This is a genomic window from Aureimonas sp. CAS (assembly GCF_059838215.1).
The window spans coordinates 2512142-2538379 of record NZ_CM187563.1 but is presented as its reverse complement, the minus strand read 5'-3'; the positions used below and the strand labels follow the sequence as shown (position 1 = coordinate 2538379).

Sequence of the window (26238 nt, the reverse complement as noted above, 5' to 3'; positions counted from 1 at the left end):
GTGATCCCGCGCTTGGAGACCGATCGCCTGATTTTGCGCGAACCGGTGCTCGGCGACTACGACGACTATGCCGCCATGTGGCGCGAGCCCGAGGTTCTGCGCTTCACCCAGCGCGTCGCGCCGCCGCCGGAGCTGATGTGGTCGCGTTTCCTGCGCAATGCCGGCTTCTGGCGACACCTCGGCTTCGGCCTCTTCACCGTGGAGGAGAAGGCGACCGGCCGCTTCGTCGGGCAGGTCGGCTTCTTCGATGCGCGCCGCGAGATCGAACCTTCGCTGATCGGGCTTCCCGAGGCGGGCTGGACGCTCGGCTCGTCCTTCCACGGCAAGGGCTACGGTTTCGAAGCCACCGAGGCGCTGATCGCCTGGGGCGGGCGTGAGCTACCGGGCCGGAGGGCCGTCGCCATCATCGACGTCGGCAACGTCGCGTCGTGCGGTCTGGCCGAACGGCTCGGCTTCGCCGCTGTGATGGAGACGGACTATCAGGGCCACCGCCTGACCCTTCTTGAACGCTGGCTCTGACGGCCCGGCGTTTTGCACTGCAGCGAGATCGGCCTCGTCCGAACCCTATCGCTCCAACTCAGATCGATTAGATTTGAGAACGATTCCGGCTCTGATCGTCGGGGATGAAACGGGGAGACGGCATGTCGGAGCGCAAGAGCAGGAGCGGGGTTCGCTACACGGAAGAGGAGGCGCTCGCGTTCCACATGGGCCACCGGCCCGGGAAGCTCGAGATCACGCCGACCAAGCCGATGGCGACCCAGCGCGATCTTTCGCTCGCCTACTCGCCCGGCGTCGCGGTTCCGGTCCTGAAGATCGCGGAAGAGCCCGCCACCGCCTACGACTACACGACGCGCGGCAACATGGTCGCCGTCATCACCAACGGCACGGCGATCCTAGGGCTCGGCAATCTCGGCGCGCTCGCCTCCAAGCCGGTGATGGAGGGCAAGTCGGTCCTCTTCAAGCGCTTCGCCGACGTCGATTCGATCGACCTCGAACTCGACACCGAGGATCCGGACAAGTTCGTCGAGGCCGTGCGCTATCTCGGCCCGTCCTTCGGCGGCATCAATCTGGAGGACATCAAGGCCCCCGAGTGCTTCATCATCGAGCAGCGGCTGCGCGAGCTGATGGACATTCCGGTCTTCCACGACGACCAGCACGGCACGGCCATCATCGTGGCGGCCGGCATCATCAACGCGCTGCATCTGACGGGCCGCGACATCGCCGACGTGAAGCTCGTCTGCAACGGCGCGGGCGCGGCGGGCATCGCCTGCATCGAGCTGGTCAAGGCGATGGGCGTGAAACCCTCCAACGCCATCCTGTGCGACACCAAGGGCGTCATCTACCAGGGCCGCACCGAGGGCATGAACCAGTGGAAGTCGGCGCACGCGGCGCAGACGGACGCGCGCACGCTCGCCGAGGCGCTGCAGGGGGCCGACGTCTTCTTCGGCGTGTCGGCCAAGGGCGCCCTGACGGCGGAGATGGTCCGCTCCATGGCGCCGAACCCGATCATCTTCGCCATGGCCAATCCCGATCCGGAGATCACGCCGGAGGAGGCGCACGAGATCCGCGACGACGCGATCGTGGCGACCGGTCGCTCCGACTATCCGAACCAGGTCAACAACGTCCTCGGCTTCCCCTACATCTTTCGCGGCGCGCTGGACGTGCGGGCCACGCAGATCAACGACGCGATGAAGATCGCGGCCGCCGAAGCGCTGGCGGCACTTGCCCGCGAGGACGTGCCGGATGCCGTCGCCTCCGCCTATCAGGGCTCGCGGCCGCGCTTCGGGCGCGACTACATCATCCCCGCGCCCTTCGATCCGCGCCTCATCACCACCGTGCCGGAGGCCGTGGCGCGTGCGGCGATGGAAAGCGGTGTCGCGGGCCGGGACATCACCGACTGGCAGGCCTACCGCAACGAGCTCGCCTCGCGGCGCGACCCGACCGCCGGCACGTTCCAGAACATCCTCGCCGAGCTGCGCCAGAGCCCGCGCACGATCGTCTTCGCGGAAGGCGAGGAGATCCAAGTCATCCGCGCCGCGGCGGCCTATGTGAACCAGGGGCTCGGCCGCGCGATCCTGGTCGGCCGCGAGGCGACCATCCGCGAGGTCGCTTCGCTTGCCGGCGTCGAGCTGAAGGACGGGATCGAGATCGACAACGCGGCGATTTCGGAGCGCACCGGGGCCTATTTCGACCATCTCTACGGACGCCTCCAGCGGCATGGCTATCTGCAGCGGGACGTCCAGCGGCTCGTCAACAACGACCGCAACCATTTCGCCGCCTCGATGCTCGCGCTCGGAGACGCCGACGCGATGGTCTCGGGCCTGACGCGCTCGCAGACCGTCGTTCTCGACGACGTCCTGCGCGTTGTCGATCCGACGCCGGGCGAGGTGCTGATGGGCGTCTCGATCGTGATCGCGAACGGGCGCACGACCTTCGTCGCCGACACGGCGGTCAACGACATGCCGAGCGCCGAGGAGCTGGCGCGGATCGCGATGCAGACGGCCGAGTTCGCCCGCCGCCTCGGCCACGAGCCGCGCGTCGCCTTCCTCGCCCATTCGACCTTCGGACAGCCGCGCTCGACGCGATCCGATCGGGTGCGCGAGGCGGTCTCGGTGCTGGAGAGCATGAACCCGGACTTCGAGTTCGACGGCGATCTGGCGGCCGACGTCGCGCTCAACCCCGAGCTTCTGGCGCTCTACCCGTTCTGCCGGCTGACCGGGCCGGCCAACGTGCTGGTGATGCCCGCCTTCCACTCGGCGGCGATCTCCACGAAGATGACGCAGGCCCTGGGCGGCTCCACCGTGATCGGGCCGCTTCTCGTCGGCCTCGACCGTTCGGTGCAGATCGTGGGCCTGGGGACGAGGGACACCGACATCGTGAACATGGCGGCCTTCGCCGCCTTCGACGCCGGCCGCAGAGAGCGGGCCGAGGCCGGCTGACGGGGCGACGGTCCGTTAGCCGCCTTTGAGGCCGAAGGCTTCCCCGCGCGGACGCTTCGGCTAGATTGTCTGCCGACGACGTCGAGAGCCACGGCCCTCGATCGGCAAACCGAAAGGATTTCGATGCGCAAGGTTCGCAAGGCCGTCTTCCCCGTCGCGGGCCTCGGGACGCGGTTCCTGCCCGCCACCAAGGCGATCCCGAAGGAGATGCTGACCGTCGTCGACCGGCCGGTCATCCAGTACGTGGTGGACGAGGCCCGGCAGGCCGGCATCGAGCACCTGATCTTCGTGACGGGCCGCAACAAGGGCGTCATCGAGGACTATTTCGACATCCAGGTCGAACTGGTGAACACGCTTTCGGACCGCGGCAAGCAGGCGGAGCTCGATCTTCTGGACCACCTCCAGCCGACGCCGGGAACGGCGAGCTTCACGCGCCAGCAGGCGCCGCTCGGCCTCGGTCACGCGGTTTGGTGCGCGCGCGATCTCGTCGGGCCCGAGCCCTTCGCGCTGCTCCTGCCCGACATGATCATGCAGGCCGACGAGGGCTGCATGAAGAAGATGGTGGAGCTGTACGAAGAGACCGGCGGCAACGTCGTCTCGGTCGAGCAGTGCGCGCCGGAAGAGACCAACAAATACGGCATCGTCGGCCGGGCCGAGGATGTCGGCACCGGCTTCAGGATCGACGGCATGGTGGAGAAGCCGAAGCCCGCCGAGGCGCCGTCGAACTTCTTCATCTCCGGCCGCTACATCCTGCAGCCGGAAATCTTCGACATCCTGGCGACGCAGGAGAAGGGCGCGGGCAACGAGATCCAGCTCACCGACGCCATGCTGAAGCTGACGAAGAGCCAGGATTTCTACGGCTACCACTTCACCGGGCGCACCTTCGACTGCGGCTCGAAGGAGGGCTTCATTGAGGCCAATGTCGCCTTCGCCCTCTGGCGCCCGGATATCCGCGGAAAGGTCTACGACCATCTGCAGATGCTGATGGACACGGTCGAGCCGGCCCGCAAGCGCGCCGCCGAGTAGGCTCGACGGTCGAGGCGCATTCCGTGAGCCGTAGCCTCGCGGGATGCGCTCAGCGCTGCAGCCTGATGCCGAGGCGCACGGAGTTCGCCGTGTATTCGGCGGCCTCGACGTCGCTGGCGAGGCGTTCGTGGCGGGCCAGCGCGGTGAAGGCGAGGCCGCGATTGATCCAGTAGGTCAGACCCGCTTCGCCGGCATAGGTCTGGTCGTCCACGCTGGCCGGCCCGGAGCGATCCCGCAGGGCCGCCGTCACGCGCCCCGTCAGGTCGAGCCGCGCCGTCGCGCGATGGCGCAGCGCCAGCGCGCTCTCGTAGACCGTGGAGGTCGAGAGACCGCCCGAATCGGGATCGAAGAAGGTCGCGGCGGTCAGGAGCACGTCCGTCCCGCGCCTCGGGGACCAGGCGATGGAAACGTCGGCCGTCGGCGAGCCGAGCGTCGGAAGAGCGCCGTCCACCGGGTTGTTCCAGGCGTAGCCGAGAGCGGCTTCGCCCGAAATCTTCTCTCCGAAGTCGAAGGCGACGCCGCCGCGCAGCGCCGTGATCGTCGAATCCCGGTCGAGCCCGGTTCCGGATTCGCGTCCGTCGAACATCCGGCGCCCGACCGAACCCTGAGCGAAGGGCTCGAAGGCGGGCGAGAACTCGTAGCCCGCACGAAGGCCGAGCGTCGCGGTCGTGAAGTCGTCGGCTCCCGAAGAGCCTTCGAAGCGCCGCTCCTCGCGCACGATGTCGCCGCTCGCCGTCAGGCCCGTGCGGCCGACCTCCCGCGTCAGGTCCGCGCCGAGCGAATAGGCGAGGACGTCCGGCCGGTCGGAGGGCGGGAGGAGGGGATCGGTGCGGATCGGGTCCTCACGCGAGAAGGCCAGCGCCCCACGCACCGCGCCGGACCAGTCCGCGCCAAGGTCCAGAAGCAGGCGTGCATCGACGGCGAAGCGCGGATCCTCCTCGATCGAGCCGGCGGAGTTGCGCCGATAGGAGGCGCTGGCGTCGATTTCCGCGCGGTGCCGCGACCAGTCCGATACGAGGCGGGCCGAGAGGAGTGTTTCGGAGAAGACGCCGCTCTCCTCGGTCGGGCTGTTGTCGAGATTGTCGGAGGCGCCGAGCTCCTGGCGAAGAACCGGATACAGGCGGAATCGGCCGACGCGGATGCCGTCGGCCTCGAAAGGGTCGGCCTCGAAGGTCGGGAAGCTCGGACGAAGGTCTGCGGCGGCGCGGTTGATGCGCTCCTCCGCGCCGGCCGGCGAGAAGGTCGGCGAGCGAACGGGGCCCGTCGTGCGGAAAGGCAGGCTCGCCGGTCGGCTTTCCGCGCGGCTGCCGAGCGGGCCGGACTCGGCGCCGACGGGCGAGGCCGGCCCGGTCTGCGCCGGGTTCAGCGGGTTCGCGGGAGCGTCTTCGGGCTCATCGAAAAGGTCGAATTCGAGGCCCGTCGGCCCCGCCTCGGGCGCTTCGGGCAGGACGGGACGCTCGACCGGCGCGAAAGGCTCTGCGGGCGCGGCGTCGATCTGTCCCGGATCGCTCGGAAGCGCCCTGGCCGGCGGCTCGGCGGCCTCGATGCGCCCGTTTTCGGCCGGCTCGGTGCGCAGCTGGAAATCTTCGAAGCGCGTGTCCGGCGTCCCGGGCGCCGGCTGGGCGAGCGCGGGCGGGCTCAGCGCCGTGCAGGCACCGAGCGCCACCGCCAGCGTCAGAGCCGCGTTTGACGTGCGCCGGACCATACCGACCCCATGCTTCGTTCCGGCGGCGAGCCTCGCCGCAATTCTTTCCGAACCCTAAAGCCGCATGGTTGACCGGAGCTTTACGAATGCGGCCGACGAGACGGCCGGGGTACCGGTCGGACGGCGGATGCTGTAGAGCCGAGCCCGAAACGAAGGCATGGCGTCATGAGCGAAGTCGAAGGTTCCACCGGCCTGCAGTCGGCCCTGCGGACGATCTCCACCGAGGCCGAAGGCCTGCGCCTCCTGGCCGAGACGCTTTCCGGCGAGATGCGCGAGGTCTTCGACAGGGCGCTTTCGATGATCGCCGGGCTGAAGGGCCGCGTCATCGTGACGGGCGTCGGAAAAAGCGGCCATATCGGCTCCAAGCTCGCCGCGACCTTCGCATCCACGGGCACGCCCGCCTTCTTCGTTCATCCCGTCGAGGCGGTTCACGGCGATCTCGGCATGATCGGCCGCGACGACGCCGTGCTCGCCATCTCCTGGTCGGGCGAGACCGCCGAGCTGAAGGGCATCGTCGCCTATACGCGACGCTTCGCCATTCCCCTGATCGCGCTCACATCGCGCCCGCAATCGGCGCTGGCGCAGGCGGCCGATGCGCCGCTGATCCTACCCCGCGCGCCCGAGGCCTGTCCGCACGGTCTGGCGCCGACGACCTCGACGACCATGCAGCTCGCGCTCGGCGACGCGCTCGCCGTCGCGCTTCTGGAGCGACGCGGGTTCTCGTCCAGCGACTTCCGCGTCTTCCATCCCGGCGGGCAGCTCGGCGCGAGCCTGACCCATGTCGGCGACATCATGCACAAGGGCGAGACGTTGCCGCTGGTGCCGAGCGGCACGCCGATGTCGGAGGCGATCCTCGTCATGTCGCGCAAGGGCTTCGGCTGCGTGGCCGTGGTGGAGGAGGGGCGTCTGCTCGGCCTCGTCACCGACGGCGATCTGCGCCGCCACATCGCCGGCGACCTTCTGGCACGCACGGTCGACGAGGTGATGACGCGCGGGCCGAAGACGGTGCGGCGCGACACGCTCTGCGCCAAAGCGATGGAGATGCTGAACGCGTCGAACATCACGACGCTGATGGTCGTGGAGGACGGCCAGCCCGTCGGCATCGTCCATCTGCACGACCTGCTGCGGATCGGCGTCGCCTGACCGGTCCCGGGGACGCATCGATCAGGGGATGGGCTTGGAATCTGCCTTGGCCGGCCTGACCTTCAGGACGGAACCATCCGCGCTTTCCACGATCACCTGCGTTCCGGCCGGATAGTCCGGCCCCTCGACGCTCCACCAGCCGTCGTCCAGCGACACGCGCCCTCGGCCGTTCACGATCGCCTCGCTCAAGACCGCGCTGCGCCCGATCAGGCGCTGGGTGCGCCGGTTCAGTTCCGGGCCGTTCGCCCGCTCGCCCTTCTGCCCGTACCATTTGTGGCCGAGGAGGACCGCGACGGCGGAAACGACGATGAAGCCCACGACCTGAACCTGCCATCCGAGTTCGGGAAAGAAGAAGACGTTGGCGCCGACGACGAGCGCGGCGATGCCGAAGAAGAGCAGGTAGACGCCGGGCGCGACGACCTCCAGCCCGAGAAGGGCGAGGCCGAGAATCCACCAGCCGTAGGAAGAGAGGATATCAGCCATCGCGGCCGCCACGCTCCGCGACGGTGGGGACGGTCGTGCGGCGGCGCATGTCTGCGGGCGGCGGGGCCGTGGTGCCGGGCGCCTGCGCTTCCGGGAAGCTCGCGCGTGCGATCTCGGCGATGCCGCCGATCGCGCCGATGAGCGAGGAGGCCTCCAGCGGCATGAGCACCACGCGCTGATTCGGCGCGGAGGCGATCTTGGAGAGCGCCTCGGTGTATTTCTGCGCCACGAAGTAGTTGATGGCCTGCACGTCGCCGGCCGCGATCGCCTCCGACACCATCTTCGTCGCCTTCGCCTCTGCTTCCGCAAGACGCTCGCGGGCTTCCGCCTCGCGATAGGCCGCCTCGCGCTCGCCCTCCGCCTTGAGGATCTGCGACTGCTTCTCGCCCTCCGCCCGAAGGATCTTGGCCGCGCGGGCGCCTTCCGCCTCCAGGATTTCGGCGCGTTTCTCGCGCTCGGCCATCATCTGCCGGCCCATGGATTCGACCAGATTGGCCGGCGGATTGATGTCCTTGATCTCGATGCGGGTGATCTTGATGCCCCAGGAATGGGCGGCCTGATCGACCACGCGCAGGATGCGCTCGGAGATCGCGTCGCGGTTCGACAGGAGATCGTCCAGATCCATCGAGCCCATGACCGAGCGCAGGTTGGTCATGACGAGATTGAGGATCGCGTTTTCGAGCCCCGAGACTTCGTAGGCCGCGTTTGCCGCGTCGAGCACCTGATAGAAGGCGACGCCGTCGGCCGCGACCGAGGCGTTGTCGCGGGTGATGACCTCCTGCGTCGGAACGTCCAGCACCTGTTCCATCATGTTGAGCTTGTGCCCGACGCGCTCGACGAAGGGCACGATCAGGTTCAAACCCGGCGTCAGCGTGCGGGTGTAGCGGCCGAAATTCTCGACCGTCCAATTGTAGCCCTGCGGGACGACCTTGATCGCCGACATCAAGGTGATGACGGCGAGGACGAGCAGCACGATCACGACGATTCCGAAGCCGGTCAGGCCGAACTCTTCCAAGGGCATCGATCAAGTCTCCGCGAGGTCCGAACGACCTCGCAGATATGGCTTTTCGCCGCGAAGGAAAGCCGGGATCAGCCGATCCAGCCGGAAAGCTCGCGGCGCACCATGTGCTCGATCACGTCCATGCCTTCGTCCGAATCGTTCAGGCACGGAATATGCGAGAAGTGCGTGCCGCCGTGCTCGTGGAAGATCTCGCCGGCCTCGCCCGCGATCTCCTCCAGGGTTTCCAGACAGTCGGCCACGAAGCCCGGGTTGAGGATGGCGAGCGACTTCACGCCGTCCTTCGCCAGCGCCTCCACGGTCTTGTCCGTGTAGGGCTGCAGCCATTCCTCCGGACCGAAGCGCGACTGGAAGGTGGTGATCAGCCGGCCCTTCGGCCAGCCGAGACGCTCGTTCAGGAGGCGCGAGGTCTTCTGGCAGTGACAGTGATAGGGGTCGCCCTTGCGGAAATAGCTCTGCGGAATGCCGTGATAGGAGGCGATGACCTTCTCGGGTTCGAAGTCGAGCGTCGCAAGATGCTTCTCGATCGAGCGGGCGAGCGCTTCGATATAGACCGGCTCGTCGTGATAGGCCGGGACGGTGCGTGCGGCCGGCATCCAGCGCTGCGCCATCAAGTGCTCGAAGAACTTGTCGTTCACCGTCGCGGTCGTCGCCGCCGAATATTGCGGATAGAGCGGAAAGCAGAGGATGCGCTCGCAGCCCTGGCTCATCAGCGCCTCGGTGCGCTCCGCGATCGACGGTTTGCCGTAGCGCATGCCCCAATCTACGACCACCTCGGCATGGCCTGCGAGCCGCTCGGCCAGCTTCTCGCCCTGCGAGCGGGTGAAGGTGCGCAGCGGCGACTCGTTCCTCTCGTGGTTCCAGATCTCCTCGTACGCGCGGCCCGACTTCTTCGGGCGCGTGTTCAGGACGATGCCGTAGAGGATGGGGTACCAGGCGGCGCGCGGCCATTCGATGACGCGCTTGTCCGACAGGAACTCCTTCAGATAGCGCCGCATGGGCTTGAAGTCGGTGCCGTCGGGCGTGCCCAGATTGACCAGGAGGACGCCGACCTTCTTCGGCTTCACCGCAGGGTGGCCGGAGGGCAGGGGGCCGATCGCCGTGAGCGTTCGGGGGTCGGAGAGAGCGTCCATCGAATACATCCGCCTGAGATCGAGCCTTGAACGAAAACCCCCGCGACGGTCGGCGCGGGGGAAGGTCGTCCGATACGGATTATGGGGCGTCGTCCGGAATCATTCCAGACGCCGAAGGCTTCAAGCCCGGCGCAGATCGAAGCGATTGCCACCCGAGGTCACGCAGGAGAGGAGGTCGGCCGACATCTGGTTGCAGTTGACCGCCGATTCCTGGCCCGTCGAATTGGAGCGCGACGAGATCGTGACCTGTCCCTGACCGATCGTGCGATAGGTGCCCTGCGCGAGCGGCGCGCCGGTGGCGGTCTCTGTGGAGGTGAAGGTGCCGCTGCGGAAGCTCGCCGTGTAGGCGACGGGGCCGCCCACGGAGGCCCAGTTCCCTTCCACGCCCGCCGGGCGCGGCGCGATCTCCGCCCGGCCCCCGCCCATCTCGCCGGGCGAGACGCAGGCGCCGAGGAGGCCGCCGGTCAGAAGAAGGGCACTGATCCTGATCGCTCGTGTCATCGCTCGGTCCTTGGAGTGGGCGCGTCTGGCCAATCGATCCCGATTATGTCGCCGCGGGGCCGCGTGAAAAGGGGTTCTGGAGGGCGAGACCGCGGAAATCGAACGGTTCTCAGATGGTTTCGACTTCGCGGCGGGCCGGAATGACCGAATGGACCGACGCCACGGTCTCCAGAGAGCGGATGCGGCCGTCGCTCGTGAAGGCGAACCAGTACATGGCCGTGCCGGTGATGAGTGATCCGTCGTCGGCGTCCTGCCGGGTCCAGTCGCAGCGGGCGGCGGCGGCGTCCCCGTCGACGATGATGCCGCGAAGCTCGTAGGCGATGTAGCGCGCCCTGCGGAACAGCTCTGTGAGAAAGGCTCGCGCCTCCTCTTCGCCCGCAAGCTTGTACTCGCCCTCGAGCCGATCGAACCAGGGCGCGTCGATCATCCCGACATTGGACCGGTTGGTGAAGATGGCACCCGGCGCGAAATGCCGTGCCAGTTCTCCCGGCGTGCCGCTCATCACGGCGTCCATCACTTCACGCACGACGGCATGCTGACGGCGGTCATCGACCCAGAATTCGTTCATCCACGACCCCCCGCCCTTGGGACGGGGGCCCTCCGATTGCGGGATGCGACGGTGCGGAGGCTCCGCGCGTCATCGACCCTTCATCAAGAAGGCCGGGAAGGCCGATAAGGTTCCAGAAGCCGCAACCGTCCCGGCGCACGGGCGGTCGCGGCTTGCTGCGTCTCAGGGATCAGCGAACGAGGATGTTGCGGAACTGCCAGGGATCGCTGGTGTCGAGGTCTTCCGGGAAGAGGCCGGGACGACCCTCCAGCGGGGTCCAGTCCGTGTAGTAGCCCTTCACTGGGCCGAGATAGGGCGACTGGACTTCCAGGCAGCGCCTGTAGTCCATCTCGTCCGCCTCGACGATGCCGGCCTCGGGGTTCTCCAGCGCCCACACCATGCCGGCGAGAACGGCCGACGTTACCTGAAGGCCCGTCGCATTCTGGTAGGGCGCGATCCGGCGCGTCTCTTCCAGCGAGAGCTGCGAGCCGTACCAATAGGCGTTCTTGGCATGGCCGTAGAGCAGGACGCCGAGCTCGTCGATGCCGTCGACCAGCTCGTTCTCGTCGAGCACGTGATGCTCAGGCTGCATCTTGCCGGCCGCGCCGAACAGCTCGTGCAGCGACAGGACGGCGTCGTTGCAGGGGTGATAGGCGTAATGGCAGGTCGGCCGGTAGGTGACCTCGTCGTGCTTGTTGCGGTGGGTGAAGTATTCCGCGATCGAGATCGACTCGTTGTGGGTCACCAGGAAGCCGTACTGCGGGCCCGGTGTCGGGCACCAGGTGCGCACGCGCGTGTTGGCGCCCGGCTGCTCCAGATAGATCGCGGACTTGTGGCCCTTCTCGTGGTCCTTGGCGTTCTTAGGGCGCCAGGTTTCGTGCGTGCCCCAGCCGAGTTCGGCAGGCTGCATGCCCTCGGACAGGAAGCCCTCCACCGACCAGGTGTTCCAGAACACGTCGCGGGGCTTGGGATCCTTGGCGCGCTGCGTGTCGCGCTCGGCGATGTGGATGCCCTTCACGCCGGCCTTCTTCATGAGCTTCGCCCAGCCCTCGCGGTCGTCCGCCGCCGGCTCCTTGAAGTCCATGCCGGTTTCGGTGGCGATGTCGACGAGCGCCTGCTTGACGAACCAGGACACCATGCCCGGATTGGCGCCGCAGCAGGAGACGGCCGTCGTGCCGCCGGGGCTCTTGCGCTTCTCGCGGCGGACCGTCTCGCGCAGCGCGTAGTTCGTGCGGTCGGCGTTCGACATCTTGTCGTCGAAGTAGAAGCCGAGCCAGGGCTCGACGACCGTGTCGATGTAGAGGACGCCGAGCTCGCGGCAGAGCTTCATGAGGTCCAGCGAGCCGGTGTCCACCGAAAGATTGACGCAGAAGCCCTGGCCCTCTCCCTCGGTGAGGAGCGGCGTCAGAAGCTCGCGATAGTTCTGGCGGGTGACGGCCTCCTTCACGAACTTGATGCCGCGCTCGTCGAGCAGGCCACGATCCGTGTCCTTCGGGTCGATGACCGTGAAGCGGTTCTTGTCGTATTCGAAATGGCGCTCGATCAGCGGCAGCGTTCCGCGGCCGATGGAGCCGAAGCCGATCATCACGACAGGCCCGGTGATCTTGCCGTGGATCGGATGGTTCTCGTTCGCCATTGTGAAAGGTCCTTCTCGAGGGGCGTCTCGTTGCGGGTCCGCTACGCGAGAACGCTGTCAAAAAAAAGAGGCGAGGTGCGATCGAGGGGCCTGACAGGGCTCGCGCGCCGGGGCAAGAGACCTCGATGGAGCTTCCCTTCCCCCTGAAAGCTGCGATCGAACGCCTCGTCGCCGACCGGTCGCAGGCCGAATTGAAACGCGCGGGCGAGACGCTGTCGAAGCGCTATCGCGCCGAGACGCGCGACGGCCGGCTGCACCTTTCCGACGATCTGACCGCGCAGGCCTATGCGGCGGCGCGCATGCCGGCGACCTATGCCGCGATCCGGGAATGCCTCGCCCAGATATCGGCCGCGCGGCCCGACCTGTCGCCGCGCGGCCTTCTCGATGTCGGCGCCGGGCCGGGGACAGCGCTCTGGGCCGCGCAGGACGCGTTCGGTATCGAGGAGGCTCTGCTTCTGGAAGCCAGCGATCCGATCCGGCGGGTGGGCGAGCGGCTGTGGGACGGCGCCTTCGACTTCGCGCCGCGCTACGAGGCGGTCGATGCGGTGAAGGGACTGGGCGGTGCTCCCTCGGCCGATCTCGTCACGCTCGCCTATGTGCTCGACGAGGTCGATCCGGGGCATGTCCCGAGGCTCGTCGACGACCTCTGGGCGGCGACGCGGCAGCTTCTTCTGATCGTCGAGCCCGGCACGCCGGCGGGCTGGCGTCGCATCCTGCAGGTCCGCCGCCGGCTGATCGCGGCGGGCGGCCATCTGGTCGCGCCTTGTCCGCACGCGCTCGACTGCCCGGTCGTCGAGCCCGACTGGTGCCATTTCGCCCGGCGGCTTCCGCGCTCGAAGCTGCACCGCCAGATCAAGGGCGGGGAGGCGCCGTTCGAGGACGAGAAGTTCGCCTATGTCGCGGTCGCGCGCTCTCCCGGCGAGCTTCCGCAGGCGAGAGTGCTGACCAGTCCGCGAGAAGCCAGCGGCAGGGTGGCGCTGAAGCTCTGCCGGGACGACGGCTCCCTTGCCGAGCATCTCGTCACCCGCCGCGACGGTGCCGATTACAAGCGGGCCAAGCGACGGGGTTGGGGCGACGGTTGGTGAGGTTATCAGCGTGCCGATGCAGCCGGCCTGACATGAACCATATTTTCAGGCGACCTTAGCCGGACATCGTTGGAAAGAAAGGCCGTACATCCCGCTGTCCGAGCTGCGGCGACATGGATCGCGTCAGGTGTCTTCAGCGCGAGGGTCGCTCGATGACGTGTGGCCTCGATGAATGCCGAAGCTGTCACAGGCGCGAGCTCAAACGCCCCGCTGTCCCGAAGAAGACTGACATATCGTCCGATCTCCTCGTGGTCTCCCCGCCGCATCGGATGGACGAGGACCTCGCACAACGTGAACTCGGACGTAACCGCCGCGAACCGACCGTCCCGCAGGAGGTTGGTGAACTCGTCGATCGCAGGCCTGAACGCCTCGAAACCCTGGACGACATAGATGATAAAGTTGGCGTCCACGTAAACGCGGTGACCGACGAGCGACGCCGTCAGTCCCATGAATTCCGCTCGGCTCTGACGAAATCGTCCGCCTGCTCCGGCGAAGAGAAGGACGTCCCGGTCCCGATCCAGGGCGAAATGTCCACACCCCGACTTGCCGAAGATCCCCCGTCTGAAGAGCGGAGCAAGCGGATCGCTCCGTCCTCGATCCAGGCTTCGAGCTTGTCGCCGGAGCGGAGCGAAAGGGACGCTCTCATCTCTTCGGGCAGGACGATCGTTCCGTCCTCCGACAACTTCAAGAGGGTCATCGCCACGTTCCCGAACCCAGTCCTCTCAACATAGCAACGCAAGACGGATTTTTCGACTCAATCCTCCAGCGCTTCCAGCTCGTCGATGAAGCCCGAGATCACGCCGAGGCCCTTCGACCAGAAGCCCGGATCCGCCGCGTCGAGGCCGAAGGGCGCCAGAAGCTCGGAGTGGTGCTTCGTGCCGCCGGCCTTCAGCATCTCGAAATACTTCTCCTGGAAGCCGACTTCCGAGTTCCGGTAGACGGCATAGAGCGAGTTCACGAGGCAGTCGCCGAAGGCGTAGGCATAGACGTAGAAGGGCGAGTGCACGAAGTGCGGGACGTAGGTCCAGAAGCTCTCGTACTCCTGCCCCAGCCGGATGGACGGGCCGAGGCTTTCGGCCTGCACCTCCCGCCAGATCGTGCCGATGCGCTCCGCGGTCAGTTCGCCCTCCCGCCGCTCCTCGTGGACGCGACGCTCGAACAGATAGAACGCGATCTGCCGCACCACCGTGTTGATCATGTCCTCCACCTTGGAGGCGAGGAGGATGCGACGCTCGGCCTTGGTCGGCGCGTTGTCGATCAGCGACCGGAAGGTCAGCATCTCGCCGAAGACCGAGGCGGTCTCGGCCAGCGTCAGCGGGGTCTGCGACATCAGCCCACCCTGGCGCGCGGCCAGGACCTGATGCACGCCATGGCCGAGCTCGTGCGCGAGCGTCATGACGTCGCGCGGCTTGCCGAGATAGTTCATCAGCACATAGGGGTGCGCGGACGGTACGGTCGGATGCGCGAAGGCCCCCGGCGCCTTGCCGGGGCGCACGCCGGCATCGATCCAGCCTTCCTCGAAGAAGCGGTCGGCGATCGAGGCCATCTCCGGGGAGAACCCCGCATAGGCCGAGATCACGGTCGAGCGTGCATCCGCCCAGGAGACGAGCGGGCGCTTCGGGCCGGGCAAAGGCGCGTTGCGGTCGAAGGCCTCCAGCTGGTCCAGCCCGAGCCAGCGCGCCTTCAGCGCGTAGTAGCGGTGCGAGATCTGCGGATAGGCGGCCTGCACGGCGCCCGAAAGCGCGTCGATCACTTCGCCTTCCACGCGGTTCGCCAGATGCCGGGAGTCCGCGACGTCGGCGAAGCCCCGCCAGCGGTCGGATATCTCCTTGTCCTTGGCGAGGGTGTTCATGATGAGCGTGAAGAGGCGCAGATTCTGCGAGAACACCGTGGCGAGCGCCTCGTACCCGCTCCGGCGGCGGTCGCGATCCTCGTCCTGCAGAAGGTTCAGGGTCTCTTCCAGCGACAGGCTTTCGCCGTCCACCTCGAAGCGCAGCGCGGTCATCGTCTCGTCGAACAGCCGGTTCCAGGCGCCGGCTCCGGTCTGACCCTTTTCGAGGAACAGCTCCTCGACGCGGTCCTCGAGCTGGAACGGCTTGTCGAGGCGCAGATCGACGAGCCAGGGCCGATAGCGCGAAAGGGCCGCGCTCTCGCTCATGGCGCGGTCCATGACGGCGTCGTCGATGCGGTTCAGCTCCAGCGGAAAGAAGAGGAGCCTGGAGGCGATGTCGGTGATGCGCGACTGGATGTCGCCGTAGAACTTCGCGTTCACCGGCGAGGACGTGTCGTCGGTGTAGAGAAGACCGGCATAGGAGCCCAGCCGTCCGAGCCGCTCCTCGATCGCCTCGAAGGTCTCGACCGCTTCGGCGAGCGCGCCCCCGGCCGGCAAGGCCGCTTCCTCGCCCAGGCGACCGCGAAAGCGCGACTGGAACGCGTCCACCTGCCGGGCGGCCTCCCCGAGATCGTTTTCGATCTCGGGGCTGTCGATCCCCGGATAGAGGTCCGTCAGCTTCCAGCGGGGCAGGGGACCCAGCTCGTCCGTCTCGATCGCGCGCGCGGTGTTCGTCGTCATCGGTCTCGCCTTCCTGCCTGTCTTGCGGCGCTTCTAGCCGCTGCGGATGACGAAGGCGAGGCGGCGGCGAAAGGTGGGCTGGATCGCGGGCCGTGACCTTCCATCTCACCGACGGAAGACGTTAAGAACGCACGAGACCCCGATTCGCGGAGCGCAAGACAGGACGTTAGCTGGATGTTAACCCTGCTCGTGCTCAATTGAGCGAAATTTGGGCAAGTGTCATCTTTATGCCGCACTTTCTGACGACCGATCTTCGGAACGGTCGCACTGCATCCAGCGTCGCCGCGGGGGACACGCGAGGCGACGACGTTCCGAGGGGATACCGCATGTTCGGACTGACCGGACTCGCCGCGCGCCAGATCGTACGGGCCGCCGCGATCACCGTCACCGCCTTCGTGCTGGTGATGACCGCGAACGGACCCGCGAAGGCCGAGACCCGGACGCTTCCGCTCTACCACGTGCACTTACGCGAATCCTCGAACGTTACCTACAAGCGCAACGGCCGCTTCCTGCAGGAGGGCCTGCGTCAGGCCAATTGGGCGCTGCGCGACTGGCGCGAGAGCAAGCCGACCAACATGGACCCGCATCTCCTCGACATGCTCTGGGAGATCCATCGCCGCACGGGCGCACGCGGCCCGATCCACATCATCGGCGGCTACCGCTCCCCGACGACGAACCGGACGCTTCGCTCGCGCTCCTCGGGCGTGGCCGAGAACAGCCAGCACACGCGCGGCAAGGCCATCGACTTCTTCATTCCCGGCGTGCCGCTCAGCCGCGTCCGCGACGCGGCCATGCAGCTGCAGATCGGGGGCGTCGGCTACTATCCGCGTTCCGGTTCGCCCTTCGTCCACATCGACACGGGCAACGGCCGCTACTGGCCGCGCATGAACCGCAACGAGCTCGCCCGCATCTTCCCGCAGGGCAACACGATCTACGTGCCGGCCGACGGCCGTCCGCTGCCGGGCTACGAGACCGCGCTCGCCTCCTACAATCAGCGTCGCTCCGGTTCCTCGGTCCAGATGGCCGACGCGCGCACCGGCGGTCGCAGCCTGCTCGCACGCCTCTTCGGGGGCGGTGCGGACGAGGCGGAAGACAATGCCGAGGTCGAGACGGCCCCGGTCCCGCCGCGCGGCCGGGCGCCCGCCGCGCCTGTCCAGGCTCCGGCACCCGCTCGACAGGCGCCCGCGCCGCAGGTTCAGGTCGCGGCCGCACCCGCGCCGCGTCCCGCTCTCCCGACCGGCGTCGCCATGCCCGAGCGCAACGAATTCGACACGTCCAGCCGCTCTCCGACGCCCCGCGCCGGCATCCCCGAGCAGACGCAGGTCGCGGCCCTCGCCCGCGTTCCGGTCCCCACCTTCGCGCCTTCGCGCAATGCCGCCGCGGCGGTCGCCGCGCAGGCCCCCGCGGTCGAGCCGGTCGTGGAGGTCGCGGCCGCCGAGCCCGAAGCTCCGAGCCCCGCCGCGCCCGGCCAGCTCGCCTATGCCGTTCCGACGCCGAGCAGCCGTCCGGCCTTCGAGAACGTGCTGCGCGCCGGCACGATCCCGGTTCCCGGGGGCGCGCCCGAGCCCGAGGCGGTTGCCGACGCGGCGTCCGTGGAGCCGGAGGCGCCGTCCTCGGTCGCCGACATTCTGGTCGCGGCCCTGGAGCCCGAAGCCGAACCGCAGGCTCTCGTGACGCCCGTTTCGGCCCCGTCACGCCCCGTGGCCGCTGCCGAGGAAGCCGCAGCCATTCCGTCCTCTCTCGTCGCGGCTCTCGAGGCGGAGGCCTCGGCTCTCGAAGCGGAAGGCGTTCCGGCCGTGCAGACATCCGCCTCCACGGATGCAGTCTCCCCGAGCGGCAAGTCCGGGCGGGTCCTGCGTGAGCCGGGCGTGAGGGCGAAGGCGACCACGGTCGCCATCGAAGAAGCCATCGGCCAGCGCGTTCATGTCGCCTCTCTCGTCACCAGCCCGGAGCGCCGCGCGCAGGAAGGGCGCATCGCCCGCCCCGACGCGGGGATGCTCGTGGTGGACGTTCCCGTGGCGGTGCTCGAATCGGGCTTCGCGCCGAAGGAGCCCGTTGCCGCGAGCGACCGCTTCAGCGGTTCTGCGGTGACCTTCCTGCCGGTCCGGCGCCTGCAATAGGGCGCCGTGCGTCCGGCCGGACGCCAAGAGGACGCTTCCGCTCCTTGAAGCGGCGCGTCAGGGTGGCCGATATCTCGATCCGGTCGCGCTCGACAGGCGTCCTTGGCGGCGCCTTGTCCAGCGCGGTCTTCGGCCTTGTTTCCGAACACTTCGACGTCCGGGCCCATCCGAAGCAGGCGGTGCTGCCTGCGACCCGGCGAAAACTATAACGCCGGGTCACTTTTCTGCCATTTCATGTTCCGTCGTCTTGGGCGTTCAAGTCGACGCTTGACAGATATGAAGATTGGCTAAATACAGCTCAAGAGAGGAAGTGTTCCGGGCCTTGGTCGCGATCGGTGCCGAGAAGTGCGGCAATCGTTTTCAGGCGTCGAACCCGGACGGCGTGTAGGTTTGACCCTGCGCCATAGTTCAGGTGAGAAGATGGATCAGATCGAAAGCCCTGCCAACAACGAGATGCTGATGGAGCTGACGGCCGAGGTGGTCGCGGCCTATGTCAGCAACAATTCGCTGCCGGTCTCCGACTTGCCGGGCCTGATCTCGGATGTCTACGGTGCTTTGGGTCGCACCACATCGGCGCCGCAGGCGCCCGTGGCCGAGAAGCCGAAGCCCGCGGTACCCGTCAAGCGCTCCGTCACGGACGATTACATCATCTGTCTGGAAGACGGTAAGAAGTTCAAGTCGCTGAAGCGGCATCTGATGACCCACTACAACCTTTCCCCGGAAGAGTATCGGGAGAAGTGGGAACTCCCGGCCGACTACCCGATGGTGGCGCCGAACTACGCGGCGGCCCGTTCGCGCCTCGCCAAGCAGATGGGCCTCGGCCACAAGCGCCGTCGCGGCGCTCGCTGATCGTCTCGATCCGACGAGACCAACGGCCCGGCCGAGTTCGCTCGACCGGGCCGTTCTCGTTCGTACGACCTGTCGTCCAGGGGAGGGACAGGGCCTCAGCCCGGGGAGCGCATGCGACGGCGCACTTCCGCCTGGGACGTGACCGGCCGGTCGCGCTCGGCGCGCGACAGACGCTCGTAGAAGGCGTTGCCGCCCGCGATCGCGACATAGTTCATGTTGCCGTAGCCGAATGTCAGCCCGGCCTGATGAAAGAACATGGCGTTCGACGCCTCGACGTCCCGATGCCGCGCTCCCGCCAGAACGTCCTCCGCGACTTCCATCGCCAGCCCGCTCCCCTGCGCCATCGACCGCGACATGACGCCCGGCGCGAACTGGTTGGGCTGGCCGACCACCGCGCAGACGTCGTCGCCATAGGCTTCGGACTCGACACGGTTCATCACCACCGATCCGACCGCCAGCATGCCTTCGCGGCTGGACCGTTCCGACTCGAAATACATGGCGCGTGCCAGGCATTCGCGGTCACGTGCGTCGATCTCGGACATGAGCGCCAGCGGCTCGACCTTCGTCTGCTGACAGGCGGCCAGCGCGCCGAGCGCCGCCAGGCCGATAACGATCCGGATCATGGCCCAAACCCCAAACTTCGATGTGTCCCGGAAGCGCGTTAACCATGCCTATCGGGCGGGAATGGGGTGGGGGTTGCGATGGGAGTCGAGCAGGCTCGTCTGTTGCAGCCAAGCGACAGGCGAGCATCCGGCAAGGATAGGCACGACCGGAACGGGGTTCCGAAATGTGGAGGGATCGTCGGTCGACGTAAACCGTCGCTCGTTCCCGAAACTGCGGGATTTTCGAGCCGGCACAGTCGGTTAATCATGCGGGAAGATCGTTCCCGAGGTCTCTAAATGACCTTATTGCTGCCCGGTTCGTCTCACGTTTCCGCCGCGTCAGCCGACGAAGACGCGGCCCTCGAAACAGCCCGGGGGCACACCGAATGAAGTTCATGCCGACGGCCATTGCCGCGCTCACACTCGCCGTCACGACGACCTTCGTCACCGTTCCGGCTCCGGCCATGGCCAATCCGGCTAAAGTCATTTCGGGTCCCGCATCCTGGTACGGTCCCGGTTTCCAGGGGCGTCGCACGGCGAACGGCGAGCGCTTCGATCAGAACGCCATGACCGCCGCCCACCGTACGCTTCCCTTCGGCACGAAGGTGAAGGTGACGTGCCGCAATACGGGGCGCTCGGTGACCGTCCGCATCAACGACCGCGGTCCGTTCACCGGCGGTCGTGTCATCGACCTGTCCCGCGCCGCCGCCAGCCAGATCGGTCTTGTGAACCGTGGCGTGGGCGCCGTGCGCCTCGACGTCCTCGGCTGATCGTCGGCGCGCCTTCAATATTAGGGGAAGACCACCGCCGCGGCCACGAGACCTGCGCCACCGATCATCGCGAAGAAGCACGCGTTGACGAACACGGCGACAGCGGTCTCGATCCTCATGGCCTTTCTCCGTTCTCTGACGCCTTCGAAACGGAGCGGGAATCTCTTCGTTCCCGCCTCACGTCGAGGTGAACCGGTTCGAAATCGGCGTTCTCGACCCCCGGAAGGGGCGAGACGGTTCTTCTCCTGTCCGCTCGGTCCGCTATCCTCGCTTCCAACGACAGAGCGCCAAGCGTCCGTCGCGACGCGGACGTCGCTCTGTCTCTCGCTCCAGCGCATCGGTCTCCTTGGGAGCCGCGTCCGGTTCCGGACGGAAGCCGCAGGCGAGAGGAACGGGGCGGAGCGTTCAGCCTTCCGCTTCGGATGGGGATGAACGCGCAGCGGAAGAGCCGATGGTCGACGAGAACAGCCAGGATCAGGACGAGACGGAGCACACGACGGAACCGGAGCGCATGTCCTGGTTCGTCTTCTCCTTCATGGCGATGTGCCTCTTCATGACCGCAGTCATGTCCTACTACGCCTGGAGGCTCTTCCAGGGCGCAGTCTGAGGCCGCGAGCGGCTCAGCCCTTACCGGCTTCGCGGAGTCTCGCCAACTCCTGCAGCCACGGCTCGGCCCGTCCGTCCGAGGGCGCACGCCAGTCGCCGCGCGGGCTGAGCGCACCGCCGGAGACGACCTTCGGACCGTTCGGCAGCGCCGAGCGCTTGAACTGCGAGGTCCGGAAGAACCGGATCAGGAAGCGCTCCAGCCATATCGCGATCGTGGCCAGATCGTATTCGTTCTTGCGAGCGTCGGGGAAGCCGGCAGGCCATTGGCCGCGCTGCGCGTCCCGCCATGCGTGCCAGGCCAGGAACGCGATCTTCGAAGGGCGCTGACCGTAGCGCAGCGTGTGGAACAGGAAGAAGTCGTTCAGCTCGTAGGGTCCGATTTTCGATTCCGTCGACTGGATCGCTCCGTCCTCGCCCGCCGGCACCAGCTCCGGCGAAATCTCGGTGTCGAGAATGGCGGTCAGGACGCGCCCGGTCTCCTCGTCGAACTGGCCTGACGAGACCGTCCAGCGGATCAGATACTGGATCAGCGTCTTCGGCACGCCGGGATTGACGCCGTAATGGCTCATCTGGTCGCCGACGCCGTAGGTGCACCAGCCGAGCGCGAGTTCGGATAGATCGCCCGTGCCGATGACGAAACCGGACCGCTGATTGGCGAGGCGGAACAGGAAGTCCGTGCGCAGCCCGGCCTGAACGTTCTCGAAGGCGATATCGTAGACCGGTTCGCCGTCCGCGAAGGGATGTCCCATCTGCGTCAGCATCTGGCGGGCGGCCGGGCGGATGTCGATCTCCTCGGCGGTGACGCCGAGGGCGCGCATCAGGGCCCAGGCGTTCCCCTTCGTCGTCTCGCCGGTCGCAAAGCCCGGCATGGTGAAGCCGAGGATCGTGCTTCTCGGCAGCTCCAGAAGATCGCAGACCTTCGCCGCCACGATCAGCGCGTGGGTGGAATCGAGGCCCCCCGAAACGCCGATGACCATGTGGTCGCCGGGCGTCGATTCGAAGCGACGGGCCAGCGCATGAACCTGGATGTTGAACGCCTCGTAGCAGTCCTGGTCCAGCCGCTCGGGTGCGTTCGGCACGAAGGGGAAGCGCCGGACAGGGCGCTTCAGGCCGATGTCCGCACCGCTCGGCGAATGGTCGAAGGCGACGCGCCGGAAGCGCTTCTCCGGGTGGCCGGACAGGGAGGCGGAATCGTTGAAGGTGCCCGTGCGCATCCGCTCCTGCCGGATGCGCGAAAGATCGACATCGGCCACGATGCGCTGGGAGCGCCGCTGGAAGCGCTCGGCTTCGGCGAGAACGTCGCCGAGTTCGTGGATCGAGCCCTGTCCGTCCCAGGACAGGTCGGTGGAGCTCTCGCCGGGGCCGGCGGCCGAATAGACATAGGCCGAGAGCGTGCGCATCGCCTGCGAGGCGCAGAGCATGTGGCGGTCCGCCGCCTTGCCGACGGTGATCGGCGAGCCCGAGAGGTTGCAGAGGACGAGGGCGCCGGCCAGGGCCCCTGACGTCGAAGGCGGCGTCGGCGCCCAGAAGTCCTCGCAGATCTCGATGTGGAAGACGAAATCGTCGAGATCGCGGGCGGCGAAGAGAAGGTCCGGACCGAAGGGGACCGTCTGTCCGCAGAGATCGATGGAAAGCCCCTCGGTGCCCGCGCCCGACGCGAACCACCTCTTCTCGTAATATTCGCGGTAGTTCGGCAGGAAGGTCTTCGGCACCACGCCGAGGATCCGCCCCTTCGAGACGGCGATCGCGCAATTGTAGACCCGGCCGTTGCGGCGCAGCGGGGCGCCGACGAGGAGCACCGGCGAAAGCGTCCCGCTCGCCCGCACCACCTCCCGCAAGCCGGCCTCGACGGCATCGAGCAGGGCGTCCTGAAGGTGAAGATCGTCGATCGCGTAGGCCGAGAGGTTCAGCTCGGGGAAGACGAGGAGGTCACATCCCTCCGCATCCGCGAGCCGCGCCTCCTCGATCGTCGCCGTCGCGTTGGCTGCGGGATCGGCGATCGCCACGACCGGCGTCGACACGCCGACGCGCAGGAATCCGTGCGTGTGGATCGATTCGAAACGGCTCTCGCCGCGTCCGGCCGTCGCGTTCATCGCCCGGCTCCTCTTTCGCTCGCCCCTTCGGTGGAACGCGCCGGCGCCGGCCGGCTTGTCCGTGCAAGGGCTCCGAGAAGCGCCCGCTCAGGAAAGGAAGAACCGCATGTCATCTGAGGCATCATCAACGTCCGGCCGCTCCGAGGGCGTCCGCACCGAGCGCGAGACCCGATCGATCGTCGTGAAGCGTCACGACGCCGTCGTCGCCTCGTCCAATCGAGCGCTGATCGTCCATGGCGTCCTCGAGGCTCCGGTCTATTACGTGCCGATGGAGGACGTCTATATGGAGCACCTCACTGCGAGCGACGAGGCGCAGGCGAAGGGCGATTCCCTTGGCCGCCACTTCTTCTCGGTCGTGGCATCGGGCGGGGGCGTCGCGAACGCCGCCTGGGTCCATCGCGACACGAAGGCCGACATGGAGACGCTGCGCGACCATGTGGGCTTCGACCCGGCGGTCTTCAGCGTGACGGCCGGCTGAGACCTGCCTGACGAAGGTTCGGACGGACCCGCGCCGGAAGGGCGCGGGTCCGCATCATGCGGGATCAGTGGAAGTGCTGGCCGCCATTCGCCGAGATCGTCGAGCCGGTGATGAAGCCGGACTCCTCGGAAGCGAGGAACACGACGCAGCGCGCGATCTCTTCGGGCTCGCCGAGGCGACCGACCGGGATCTGCGGGATGATGCGCTCGTTCAGCACCTTCTCGTCGATCGCGCGCACCATTTCGGTGCCGATATAGCCGGGGCAGATCGCGTTCACCGTGATGCCGGCGCGCGCGCCCTCCTGCGCCAGCGCCTTGGTGAAGCCGATGTCGCCCGCCTTGGCCGCCGAATAGTTGGTCTGCCCCGCCTGACCCTTCTGCCCGTTGATCGAGGAGATGTTGATGACGCGGCCGAACTTGCGGTCGCGCATTCCCGACCAGAGCGGATGCGTCATGTTGAAGAGGCCGGAGAGGTTGGTGTCGATGACGGCCTTCCACTGGTCGGGCGTCATCTTGTGGAACATGGCGTCGCGCGTGATGCCGGCATTGTTGACCAGGATGTCGACCGGGCCGAGTTCGGCCTCCACCTTGGCGATGCCCTCCTTGCAGGATTCGTAGGACGAGACGTCCCATTTGAAGACCGCGATCCCGGTCTCCTCCCGGAACGCGTTGGCCGCCTCGTCATTGCCGGCGTAATTGGCCGCGACGGAATATCCCGCTTCCTTCAAGGCCTTCGAAATGGCCGCGCCGATGCCGCGCGAGCCTCCCGTCACGATCGCAACTCGTCCCATGCAACTCCTCCCGTTCGCTGGTTGGGAACCCTAAAGGAAGGGCGGCCGAGGAGGCCGCCCTGTCGTTCTCACATCCGCTCGAAGCACATGGCGACGCCCATGCCGCCGCCGACGCAGAGGGTGGCGAGCCCCTTCCTGGCGTCCCGCCGGGCCATCTCGAAGAGCAGGGTGTTCAACACGCGCGCCCCGCTGGCCCCGACTGGATGGCCGATGGCGATGGCGCCGCCATTCACGTTGACGATCTCCGGGTCCCAGCCGAGCTCCTTGTTCACGGCGCAGGCCTGCGCCGCGAAGGCCTCGTTCGATTCGATCAGGTCGAGGTCGCCGATCGACCAGCCGGCCTTTTCCAGCGCCTTGCGCGAGGCCGGGATCGGGCCGGTGCCCATGACGGCGGGGTCCACGCCGGCCGTCGCCCAGGAGACGATCCGCACCATCGGCGTCAGGCCGCGGCGCGAGGCCTCCGCCTCGCTCATCAGGACGACGGCCGCGCCGCCGTCATTGATGCCGGAGGCGTTCGCGGCGGTCACCGAGCCTTCCTTGTCGAAGGCCGGGCGCAGGCCGGAGATCTTCTCCAGCGTCACGCCGTGCTTGATGTACTCGTCGTCCGCGACGACCGTGTCGCCCTTGCGGCCCTTCACCGTGAAGGGCGCGATCTCGTCCTTGAAGCGGCCGGCCTTCTGCGCGGCCTCGGCCTTGTTCTGCGACTTCACCGCGAACTCGTCCTGCTGGTCGCGGGTGATCTGGAACTCGCGCGAGACGTTCTCGGCCGTGTTGCCCATGTGGTAGCCGTTGAAGGCGTCCATCAGGCCGTCCTTCAGCATGGTGTCGATCATCTTCAGATCGCCCATCTTGGTGCCGCCGCGAAGATGCGCGGCATGGGGCGCCATGGACATGGATTCCTGTCCGCCCGCGACGACGATCCTGGCGTCGCCCAGCGCGATCTGCTGCATGCCGATGGCCACCGCGCGAAGGCCCGAGCCGCAGAGCTGGTTCAGGCTCCATGCGGTCGTCTCCTTGGGGCATCCCGCCGCCATGGACGCCTGCCGCGCGGGGTTCTGACCCTCGCCCGCCTGCAGGATCTGGCCCATGATCACCTCGTCTACCTCGGCGGCGTCGACCTTGGCGCGCGACAGCGCCTCGCGGATCGCGGTCGCTCCGAGCTGGTGGGCCGGGACGTTGGCGAAGGCGCCGTTGAAGGCGCCCACGGGCGTGCGTGCCGCACCGACGATGACGATGGAGTCTGCGGAGCTCATTTGCGGTCCTTCCCTGTTGGCCGTTCGCGCTGCAGTGGGGGTCTTCGCCGGTGGTCCCGGTTCGAGACGCCACCCGTCTGACGCGACGTGAACTGTTCTCCCACATCGTTAGCTAGCGCGCTTCGCGAGCCGGGGGAACACCGTCGCGATCTCATGGAAAGAATTTGAACTGCCGCGCCAAAATGTGCCTAACTCGGGCGCGGCGTGGTGCCCGCGTCACCGGACGGCCGTTCAGGGGGAGTTGCGACGCATGGCGAAGAAGACCGAGACGACGGTCATCAAGAAGTACGCGAACCGGCGCCTCTACAACACCGGCACGTCCATGTACGTGACGCTGGAGAACCTCGCCGCGATGGTGAAGGGGAACGAGGATTTCGTCGTCCAGGACGCCAAGACGGGCGAAGACATCACCCACTCGGTGCTGACGCAGATCATCTTCGAGCAGGAGAACAAGAGCGGCCAGACATTGATGCCGATCACCTTCCTGCGCCAGCTCATCCGCTTCTACGGCGATTCCATGCAGATGGTGATCCCGGCCTATCTGGAACATTCCATGGCCGCGCTTTCGAAGGAGCAGGAGACCTTCCGCTCGCCCGGCAACGCGATGGCGCAGACGACGCGTCTGATCGAGGAGCAGGTTCGCCGCAACACCGAGATGTTCCGGCAGGCCATGGGCATGTTCAATCCGTTCCTGGCCGCGGCCACGGCGGAGGCGGCAAAGCCCGCCGATCCGGCGCCCTCGGCGGCGGGCGACGACCTTGCGGCCATGCGGGAGCAGATCGCCGACATGCAGAAGAAGCTCGACGCGTTGGGGAAGGCGAAGCAGTAACGTCCAATAGACATTCTGGAGGCCTTACGAATGCTTCCATCGGAACGAGTTGAACGTTTG

Annotated in this window: 24 protein-coding genes; 11 read left to right on the top strand and 13 right to left on the bottom strand. The window is 67.2% G+C overall.

Annotated elements, in window-relative coordinates:
- The 3 genes from AC6R2M_RS12190 to galU all read left to right on the top strand — a co-directional run bounded on the left by AC6R2M_RS12190 (position 1) and on the right by galU (position 3965).
- On the top strand, positions 1–519 hold the full coding sequence (locus tag AC6R2M_RS12190; protein WP_500487580.1) for a GNAT family N-acetyltransferase: 519 nt from the start codon (positions 1–3) through the stop codon (positions 517–519).
- Positions 520–641: 122 nt separating this feature from the next.
- Entirely contained in the window at positions 642–2939 is a 2298-nt protein-coding gene (locus AC6R2M_RS12185; RefSeq protein ID WP_500482500.1) for an NADP-dependent malic enzyme, read from the top strand.
- Positions 2940–3062: 123 nt separating this feature from the next.
- On the top strand, positions 3063–3965 hold the full coding sequence (gene galU / locus AC6R2M_RS12180; RefSeq protein ID WP_500482498.1) for a UTP--glucose-1-phosphate uridylyltransferase GalU: 903 nt from the start codon (positions 3063–3065) through the stop codon (positions 3963–3965).
- 49 nt (positions 3966–4014) lie between these two features.
- Here the strand turns inward: galU and AC6R2M_RS12175 are convergent, their stop codons facing one another.
- The gene (locus AC6R2M_RS12175) at positions 4015–5670 is read right to left on the bottom strand and encodes an outer membrane beta-barrel protein (RefSeq protein WP_500482496.1); all 1656 of its coding nucleotides are present in this window, start codon (positions 5668–5670) and stop codon (positions 4015–4017) included.
- Positions 5671–5835: 165 nt separating this feature from the next.
- On the opposite strand from AC6R2M_RS12175, the gene AC6R2M_RS12170 reads away from it, so the two are divergent.
- The gene (locus AC6R2M_RS12170; RefSeq protein ID WP_500482494.1) at positions 5836–6813 is read left to right on the top strand and encodes a KpsF/GutQ family sugar-phosphate isomerase; all 978 of its coding nucleotides are present in this window, start codon (positions 5836–5838) and stop codon (positions 6811–6813) included.
- A gap of 21 nt (positions 6814–6834) precedes the next feature.
- On the opposite strand, the gene AC6R2M_RS12165 is transcribed toward AC6R2M_RS12170, so the two are convergent.
- The 6 genes from AC6R2M_RS12165 to AC6R2M_RS12140 all read right to left on the bottom strand — a co-directional run bounded on the left by AC6R2M_RS12165 (position 6835) and on the right by AC6R2M_RS12140 (position 12131).
- Positions 6835–7296, bottom strand: coding sequence for an NfeD family protein (locus tag AC6R2M_RS12165; RefSeq protein WP_500482492.1), 462 nt, complete (start codon positions 7294–7296; stop codon positions 6835–6837).
- Entirely contained in the window at positions 7289–8317 is a 1029-nt protein-coding gene (locus AC6R2M_RS12160; RefSeq protein WP_500482490.1) for an SPFH domain-containing protein, read from the bottom strand. The genes AC6R2M_RS12165 and AC6R2M_RS12160 overlap by 8 nt, the downstream gene beginning before the upstream one ends.
- A gap of 68 nt (positions 8318–8385) precedes the next feature.
- Positions 8386–9447 (bottom strand): ferrochelatase, encoded by a 1062-nt coding sequence (gene hemH / locus AC6R2M_RS12155; RefSeq protein WP_500482488.1) that lies wholly within the window; start codon positions 9445–9447, stop codon positions 8386–8388.
- Between the two features lie 120 nt (positions 9448–9567).
- Positions 9568–9948, bottom strand: coding sequence for an Omp10 family outer membrane lipoprotein (locus tag AC6R2M_RS12150; protein WP_500482486.1), 381 nt, complete (start codon positions 9946–9948; stop codon positions 9568–9570).
- Positions 9949–10057: 109 nt separating this feature from the next.
- On the bottom strand, positions 10058–10516 hold the full coding sequence (locus AC6R2M_RS12145; RefSeq protein ID WP_500482484.1) for a nuclear transport factor 2 family protein: 459 nt from the start codon (positions 10514–10516) through the stop codon (positions 10058–10060).
- A gap of 169 nt (positions 10517–10685) precedes the next feature.
- Positions 10686–12131: a homospermidine synthase gene (locus AC6R2M_RS12140; protein ID WP_500482482.1), complete on the bottom strand. Its 1446-nt coding sequence runs from the start codon at positions 12129–12131 to the stop codon at positions 10686–10688.
- Between the two features lie 125 nt (positions 12132–12256).
- Here AC6R2M_RS12140 and AC6R2M_RS12135 point away from each other — a divergent pair, with 125 nt between their 5' ends.
- Positions 12257–13216 carry a small ribosomal subunit Rsm22 family protein gene (locus tag AC6R2M_RS12135; RefSeq protein ID WP_500482480.1) on the top strand — a complete coding sequence of 320 codons (960 nt, stop codon included), beginning with the start codon at positions 12257–12259 and terminating at the stop codon, positions 13214–13216.
- Positions 13217–13221: 5 nt separating this feature from the next.
- Here AC6R2M_RS12135 and AC6R2M_RS12130 read toward each other — a convergent pair whose 3' ends face one another.
- Together AC6R2M_RS12130 and AC6R2M_RS12125 are read right to left on the bottom strand one after the other, a co-directional pair.
- A complete protein-coding gene (locus AC6R2M_RS12130; protein ID WP_500482478.1) occupies positions 13222–13665 on the bottom strand; it encodes a type II toxin-antitoxin system VapC family toxin in 444 nt (147 codons plus the stop codon).
- 305 nt (positions 13666–13970) lie between these two features.
- Positions 13971–15788 carry a M3 family oligoendopeptidase gene (locus AC6R2M_RS12125; RefSeq protein WP_500482476.1) on the bottom strand — a complete coding sequence of 606 codons (1818 nt, stop codon included), beginning with the start codon at positions 15786–15788 and terminating at the stop codon, positions 13971–13973.
- A gap of 326 nt (positions 15789–16114) precedes the next feature.
- Between AC6R2M_RS12125 and AC6R2M_RS12120 the strand changes: the two genes are divergently transcribed.
- Together AC6R2M_RS12120 and AC6R2M_RS12115 are read left to right on the top strand one after the other, a co-directional pair.
- Complete coding sequence (locus AC6R2M_RS12120) at positions 16115–17908, top strand: peptidoglycan L,D-endopeptidase MepK (RefSeq protein WP_500482474.1); 1794 nt, start codon at positions 16115–16117, stop codon at positions 17906–17908.
- 420 nt (positions 17909–18328) lie between these two features.
- Positions 18329–18757: a Ros/MucR family transcriptional regulator gene (locus AC6R2M_RS12115; RefSeq protein ID WP_500482472.1), complete on the top strand. Its 429-nt coding sequence runs from the start codon at positions 18329–18331 to the stop codon at positions 18755–18757.
- A gap of 95 nt (positions 18758–18852) precedes the next feature.
- On the opposite strand, the gene AC6R2M_RS12110 is transcribed toward AC6R2M_RS12115, so the two are convergent.
- Entirely contained in the window at positions 18853–19380 is a 528-nt protein-coding gene (locus tag AC6R2M_RS12110) for a cell wall hydrolase (protein ID WP_500482471.1), read from the bottom strand.
- 365 nt (positions 19381–19745) lie between these two features.
- On the opposite strand from AC6R2M_RS12110, the gene AC6R2M_RS12105 reads away from it, so the two are divergent.
- Together AC6R2M_RS12105 and AC6R2M_RS12100 are read left to right on the top strand one after the other, a co-directional pair.
- On the top strand, positions 19746–20129 hold the full coding sequence (locus AC6R2M_RS12105) for a septal ring lytic transglycosylase RlpA family protein (protein ID WP_500482469.1): 384 nt from the start codon (positions 19746–19748) through the stop codon (positions 20127–20129).
- Positions 20130–20580: 451 nt separating this feature from the next.
- Positions 20581–20736, top strand: a complete 156-nt coding sequence (locus AC6R2M_RS12100; protein WP_500482467.1) for a hypothetical protein — start codon at positions 20581–20583, stop codon at positions 20734–20736.
- 13 nt (positions 20737–20749) lie between these two features.
- Here AC6R2M_RS12100 and AC6R2M_RS12095 read toward each other — a convergent pair whose 3' ends face one another.
- Positions 20750–22828 carry an NAD(+) synthase gene (locus tag AC6R2M_RS12095; RefSeq protein WP_500482465.1) on the bottom strand — a complete coding sequence of 693 codons (2079 nt, stop codon included), beginning with the start codon at positions 22826–22828 and terminating at the stop codon, positions 20750–20752.
- 106 nt (positions 22829–22934) lie between these two features.
- On the opposite strand from AC6R2M_RS12095, the gene AC6R2M_RS12090 reads away from it, so the two are divergent.
- Positions 22935–23306, top strand: a complete 372-nt coding sequence (locus tag AC6R2M_RS12090) for a DUF427 domain-containing protein (protein ID WP_500482463.1) — start codon at positions 22935–22937, stop codon at positions 23304–23306.
- Between the two features lie 64 nt (positions 23307–23370).
- Here AC6R2M_RS12090 and AC6R2M_RS12085 read toward each other — a convergent pair whose 3' ends face one another.
- Together AC6R2M_RS12085 and AC6R2M_RS12080 are read right to left on the bottom strand one after the other, a co-directional pair.
- Positions 23371–24096 carry a beta-ketoacyl-ACP reductase gene (locus tag AC6R2M_RS12085; protein WP_500482461.1) on the bottom strand — a complete coding sequence of 242 codons (726 nt, stop codon included), beginning with the start codon at positions 24094–24096 and terminating at the stop codon, positions 23371–23373.
- A gap of 68 nt (positions 24097–24164) precedes the next feature.
- Entirely contained in the window at positions 24165–25349 is a 1185-nt protein-coding gene (locus tag AC6R2M_RS12080; protein WP_500482459.1) for an acetyl-CoA C-acetyltransferase, read from the bottom strand.
- Between the two features lie 250 nt (positions 25350–25599).
- Between AC6R2M_RS12080 and phaR the strand changes: the two genes are divergently transcribed.
- Positions 25600–26178, top strand: a complete 579-nt coding sequence (gene phaR / locus AC6R2M_RS12075; RefSeq protein ID WP_500482457.1) for a polyhydroxyalkanoate synthesis repressor PhaR — start codon at positions 25600–25602, stop codon at positions 26176–26178.
- The last annotated feature ends 60 nt before the right edge of the window (positions 26179–26238 follow it).

What these genes read in the sequence shown, in the direction of transcription:
- AC6R2M_RS12110 (WP_500482471.1), bottom strand. Translation starts at nt 19,380, where the DNA reads ATGATCCGGATCGTTATCGGCCTGGCGGCGCTCGGCGCGCTGGCCGCC.
- AC6R2M_RS12165 (WP_500482492.1), bottom strand. Translation starts at nt 7,296, where the DNA reads ATGGCTGATATCCTCTCTTCCTACGGCTGGTGGATTCTCGGCCTCGCC.
- AC6R2M_RS12115 (WP_500482472.1), top strand. Translation starts at nt 18,329, where the DNA reads ATGGATCAGATCGAAAGCCCTGCCAACAACGAGATGCTGATGGAGCTG.
- AC6R2M_RS12090 (WP_500482463.1), top strand. Translation starts at nt 22,935, where the DNA reads ATGTCATCTGAGGCATCATCAACGTCCGGCCGCTCCGAGGGCGTCCGC.
- AC6R2M_RS12175 (WP_500482496.1), bottom strand. Translation starts at nt 5,670, where the DNA reads ATGGTCCGGCGCACGTCAAACGCGGCTCTGACGCTGGCGGTGGCGCTC.
- phaR (WP_500482457.1), top strand. Translation starts at nt 25,600, where the DNA reads ATGGCGAAGAAGACCGAGACGACGGTCATCAAGAAGTACGCGAACCGG.
- AC6R2M_RS12125 (WP_500482476.1), bottom strand. Translation starts at nt 15,788, where the DNA reads ATGACGACGAACACCGCGCGCGCGATCGAGACGGACGAGCTGGGTCCC.
- hemH (WP_500482488.1), bottom strand. Translation starts at nt 9,447, where the DNA reads ATGGACGCTCTCTCCGACCCCCGAACGCTCACGGCGATCGGCCCCCTG.
- AC6R2M_RS12100 (WP_500482467.1), top strand. Translation starts at nt 20,581, where the DNA reads ATGGTCGACGAGAACAGCCAGGATCAGGACGAGACGGAGCACACGACG.
- AC6R2M_RS12170 (WP_500482494.1), top strand. Translation starts at nt 5,836, where the DNA reads ATGAGCGAAGTCGAAGGTTCCACCGGCCTGCAGTCGGCCCTGCGGACG.
- AC6R2M_RS12120 (WP_500482474.1), top strand. Translation starts at nt 16,115, where the DNA reads ATGTTCGGACTGACCGGACTCGCCGCGCGCCAGATCGTACGGGCCGCC.
- AC6R2M_RS12160 (WP_500482490.1), bottom strand. Translation starts at nt 8,317, where the DNA reads ATGCCCTTGGAAGAGTTCGGCCTGACCGGCTTCGGAATCGTCGTGATC.
- AC6R2M_RS12085 (WP_500482461.1), bottom strand. Translation starts at nt 24,096, where the DNA reads ATGGGACGAGTTGCGATCGTGACGGGAGGCTCGCGCGGCATCGGCGCG.
- AC6R2M_RS12130 (WP_500482478.1), bottom strand. Translation starts at nt 13,665, where the DNA reads ATGGGACTGACGGCGTCGCTCGTCGGTCACCGCGTTTACGTGGACGCC.
- AC6R2M_RS12150 (WP_500482486.1), bottom strand. Translation starts at nt 9,948, where the DNA reads ATGACACGAGCGATCAGGATCAGTGCCCTTCTTCTGACCGGCGGCCTC.
- AC6R2M_RS12080 (WP_500482459.1), bottom strand. Translation starts at nt 25,349, where the DNA reads ATGAGCTCCGCAGACTCCATCGTCATCGTCGGTGCGGCACGCACGCCC.
- AC6R2M_RS12145 (WP_500482484.1), bottom strand. Translation starts at nt 10,516, where the DNA reads ATGAACGAATTCTGGGTCGATGACCGCCGTCAGCATGCCGTCGTGCGT.
- AC6R2M_RS12135 (WP_500482480.1), top strand. Translation starts at nt 12,257, where the DNA reads ATGGAGCTTCCCTTCCCCCTGAAAGCTGCGATCGAACGCCTCGTCGCC.
- galU (WP_500482498.1), top strand. Translation starts at nt 3,063, where the DNA reads ATGCGCAAGGTTCGCAAGGCCGTCTTCCCCGTCGCGGGCCTCGGGACG.
- AC6R2M_RS12095 (WP_500482465.1), bottom strand. Translation starts at nt 22,828, where the DNA reads ATGAACGCGACGGCCGGACGCGGCGAGAGCCGTTTCGAATCGATCCAC.
- AC6R2M_RS12105 (WP_500482469.1), top strand. Translation starts at nt 19,746, where the DNA reads ATGAAGTTCATGCCGACGGCCATTGCCGCGCTCACACTCGCCGTCACG.
- AC6R2M_RS12140 (WP_500482482.1), bottom strand. Translation starts at nt 12,131, where the DNA reads ATGGCGAACGAGAACCATCCGATCCACGGCAAGATCACCGGGCCTGTC.
- AC6R2M_RS12185 (WP_500482500.1), top strand. Translation starts at nt 642, where the DNA reads ATGTCGGAGCGCAAGAGCAGGAGCGGGGTTCGCTACACGGAAGAGGAG.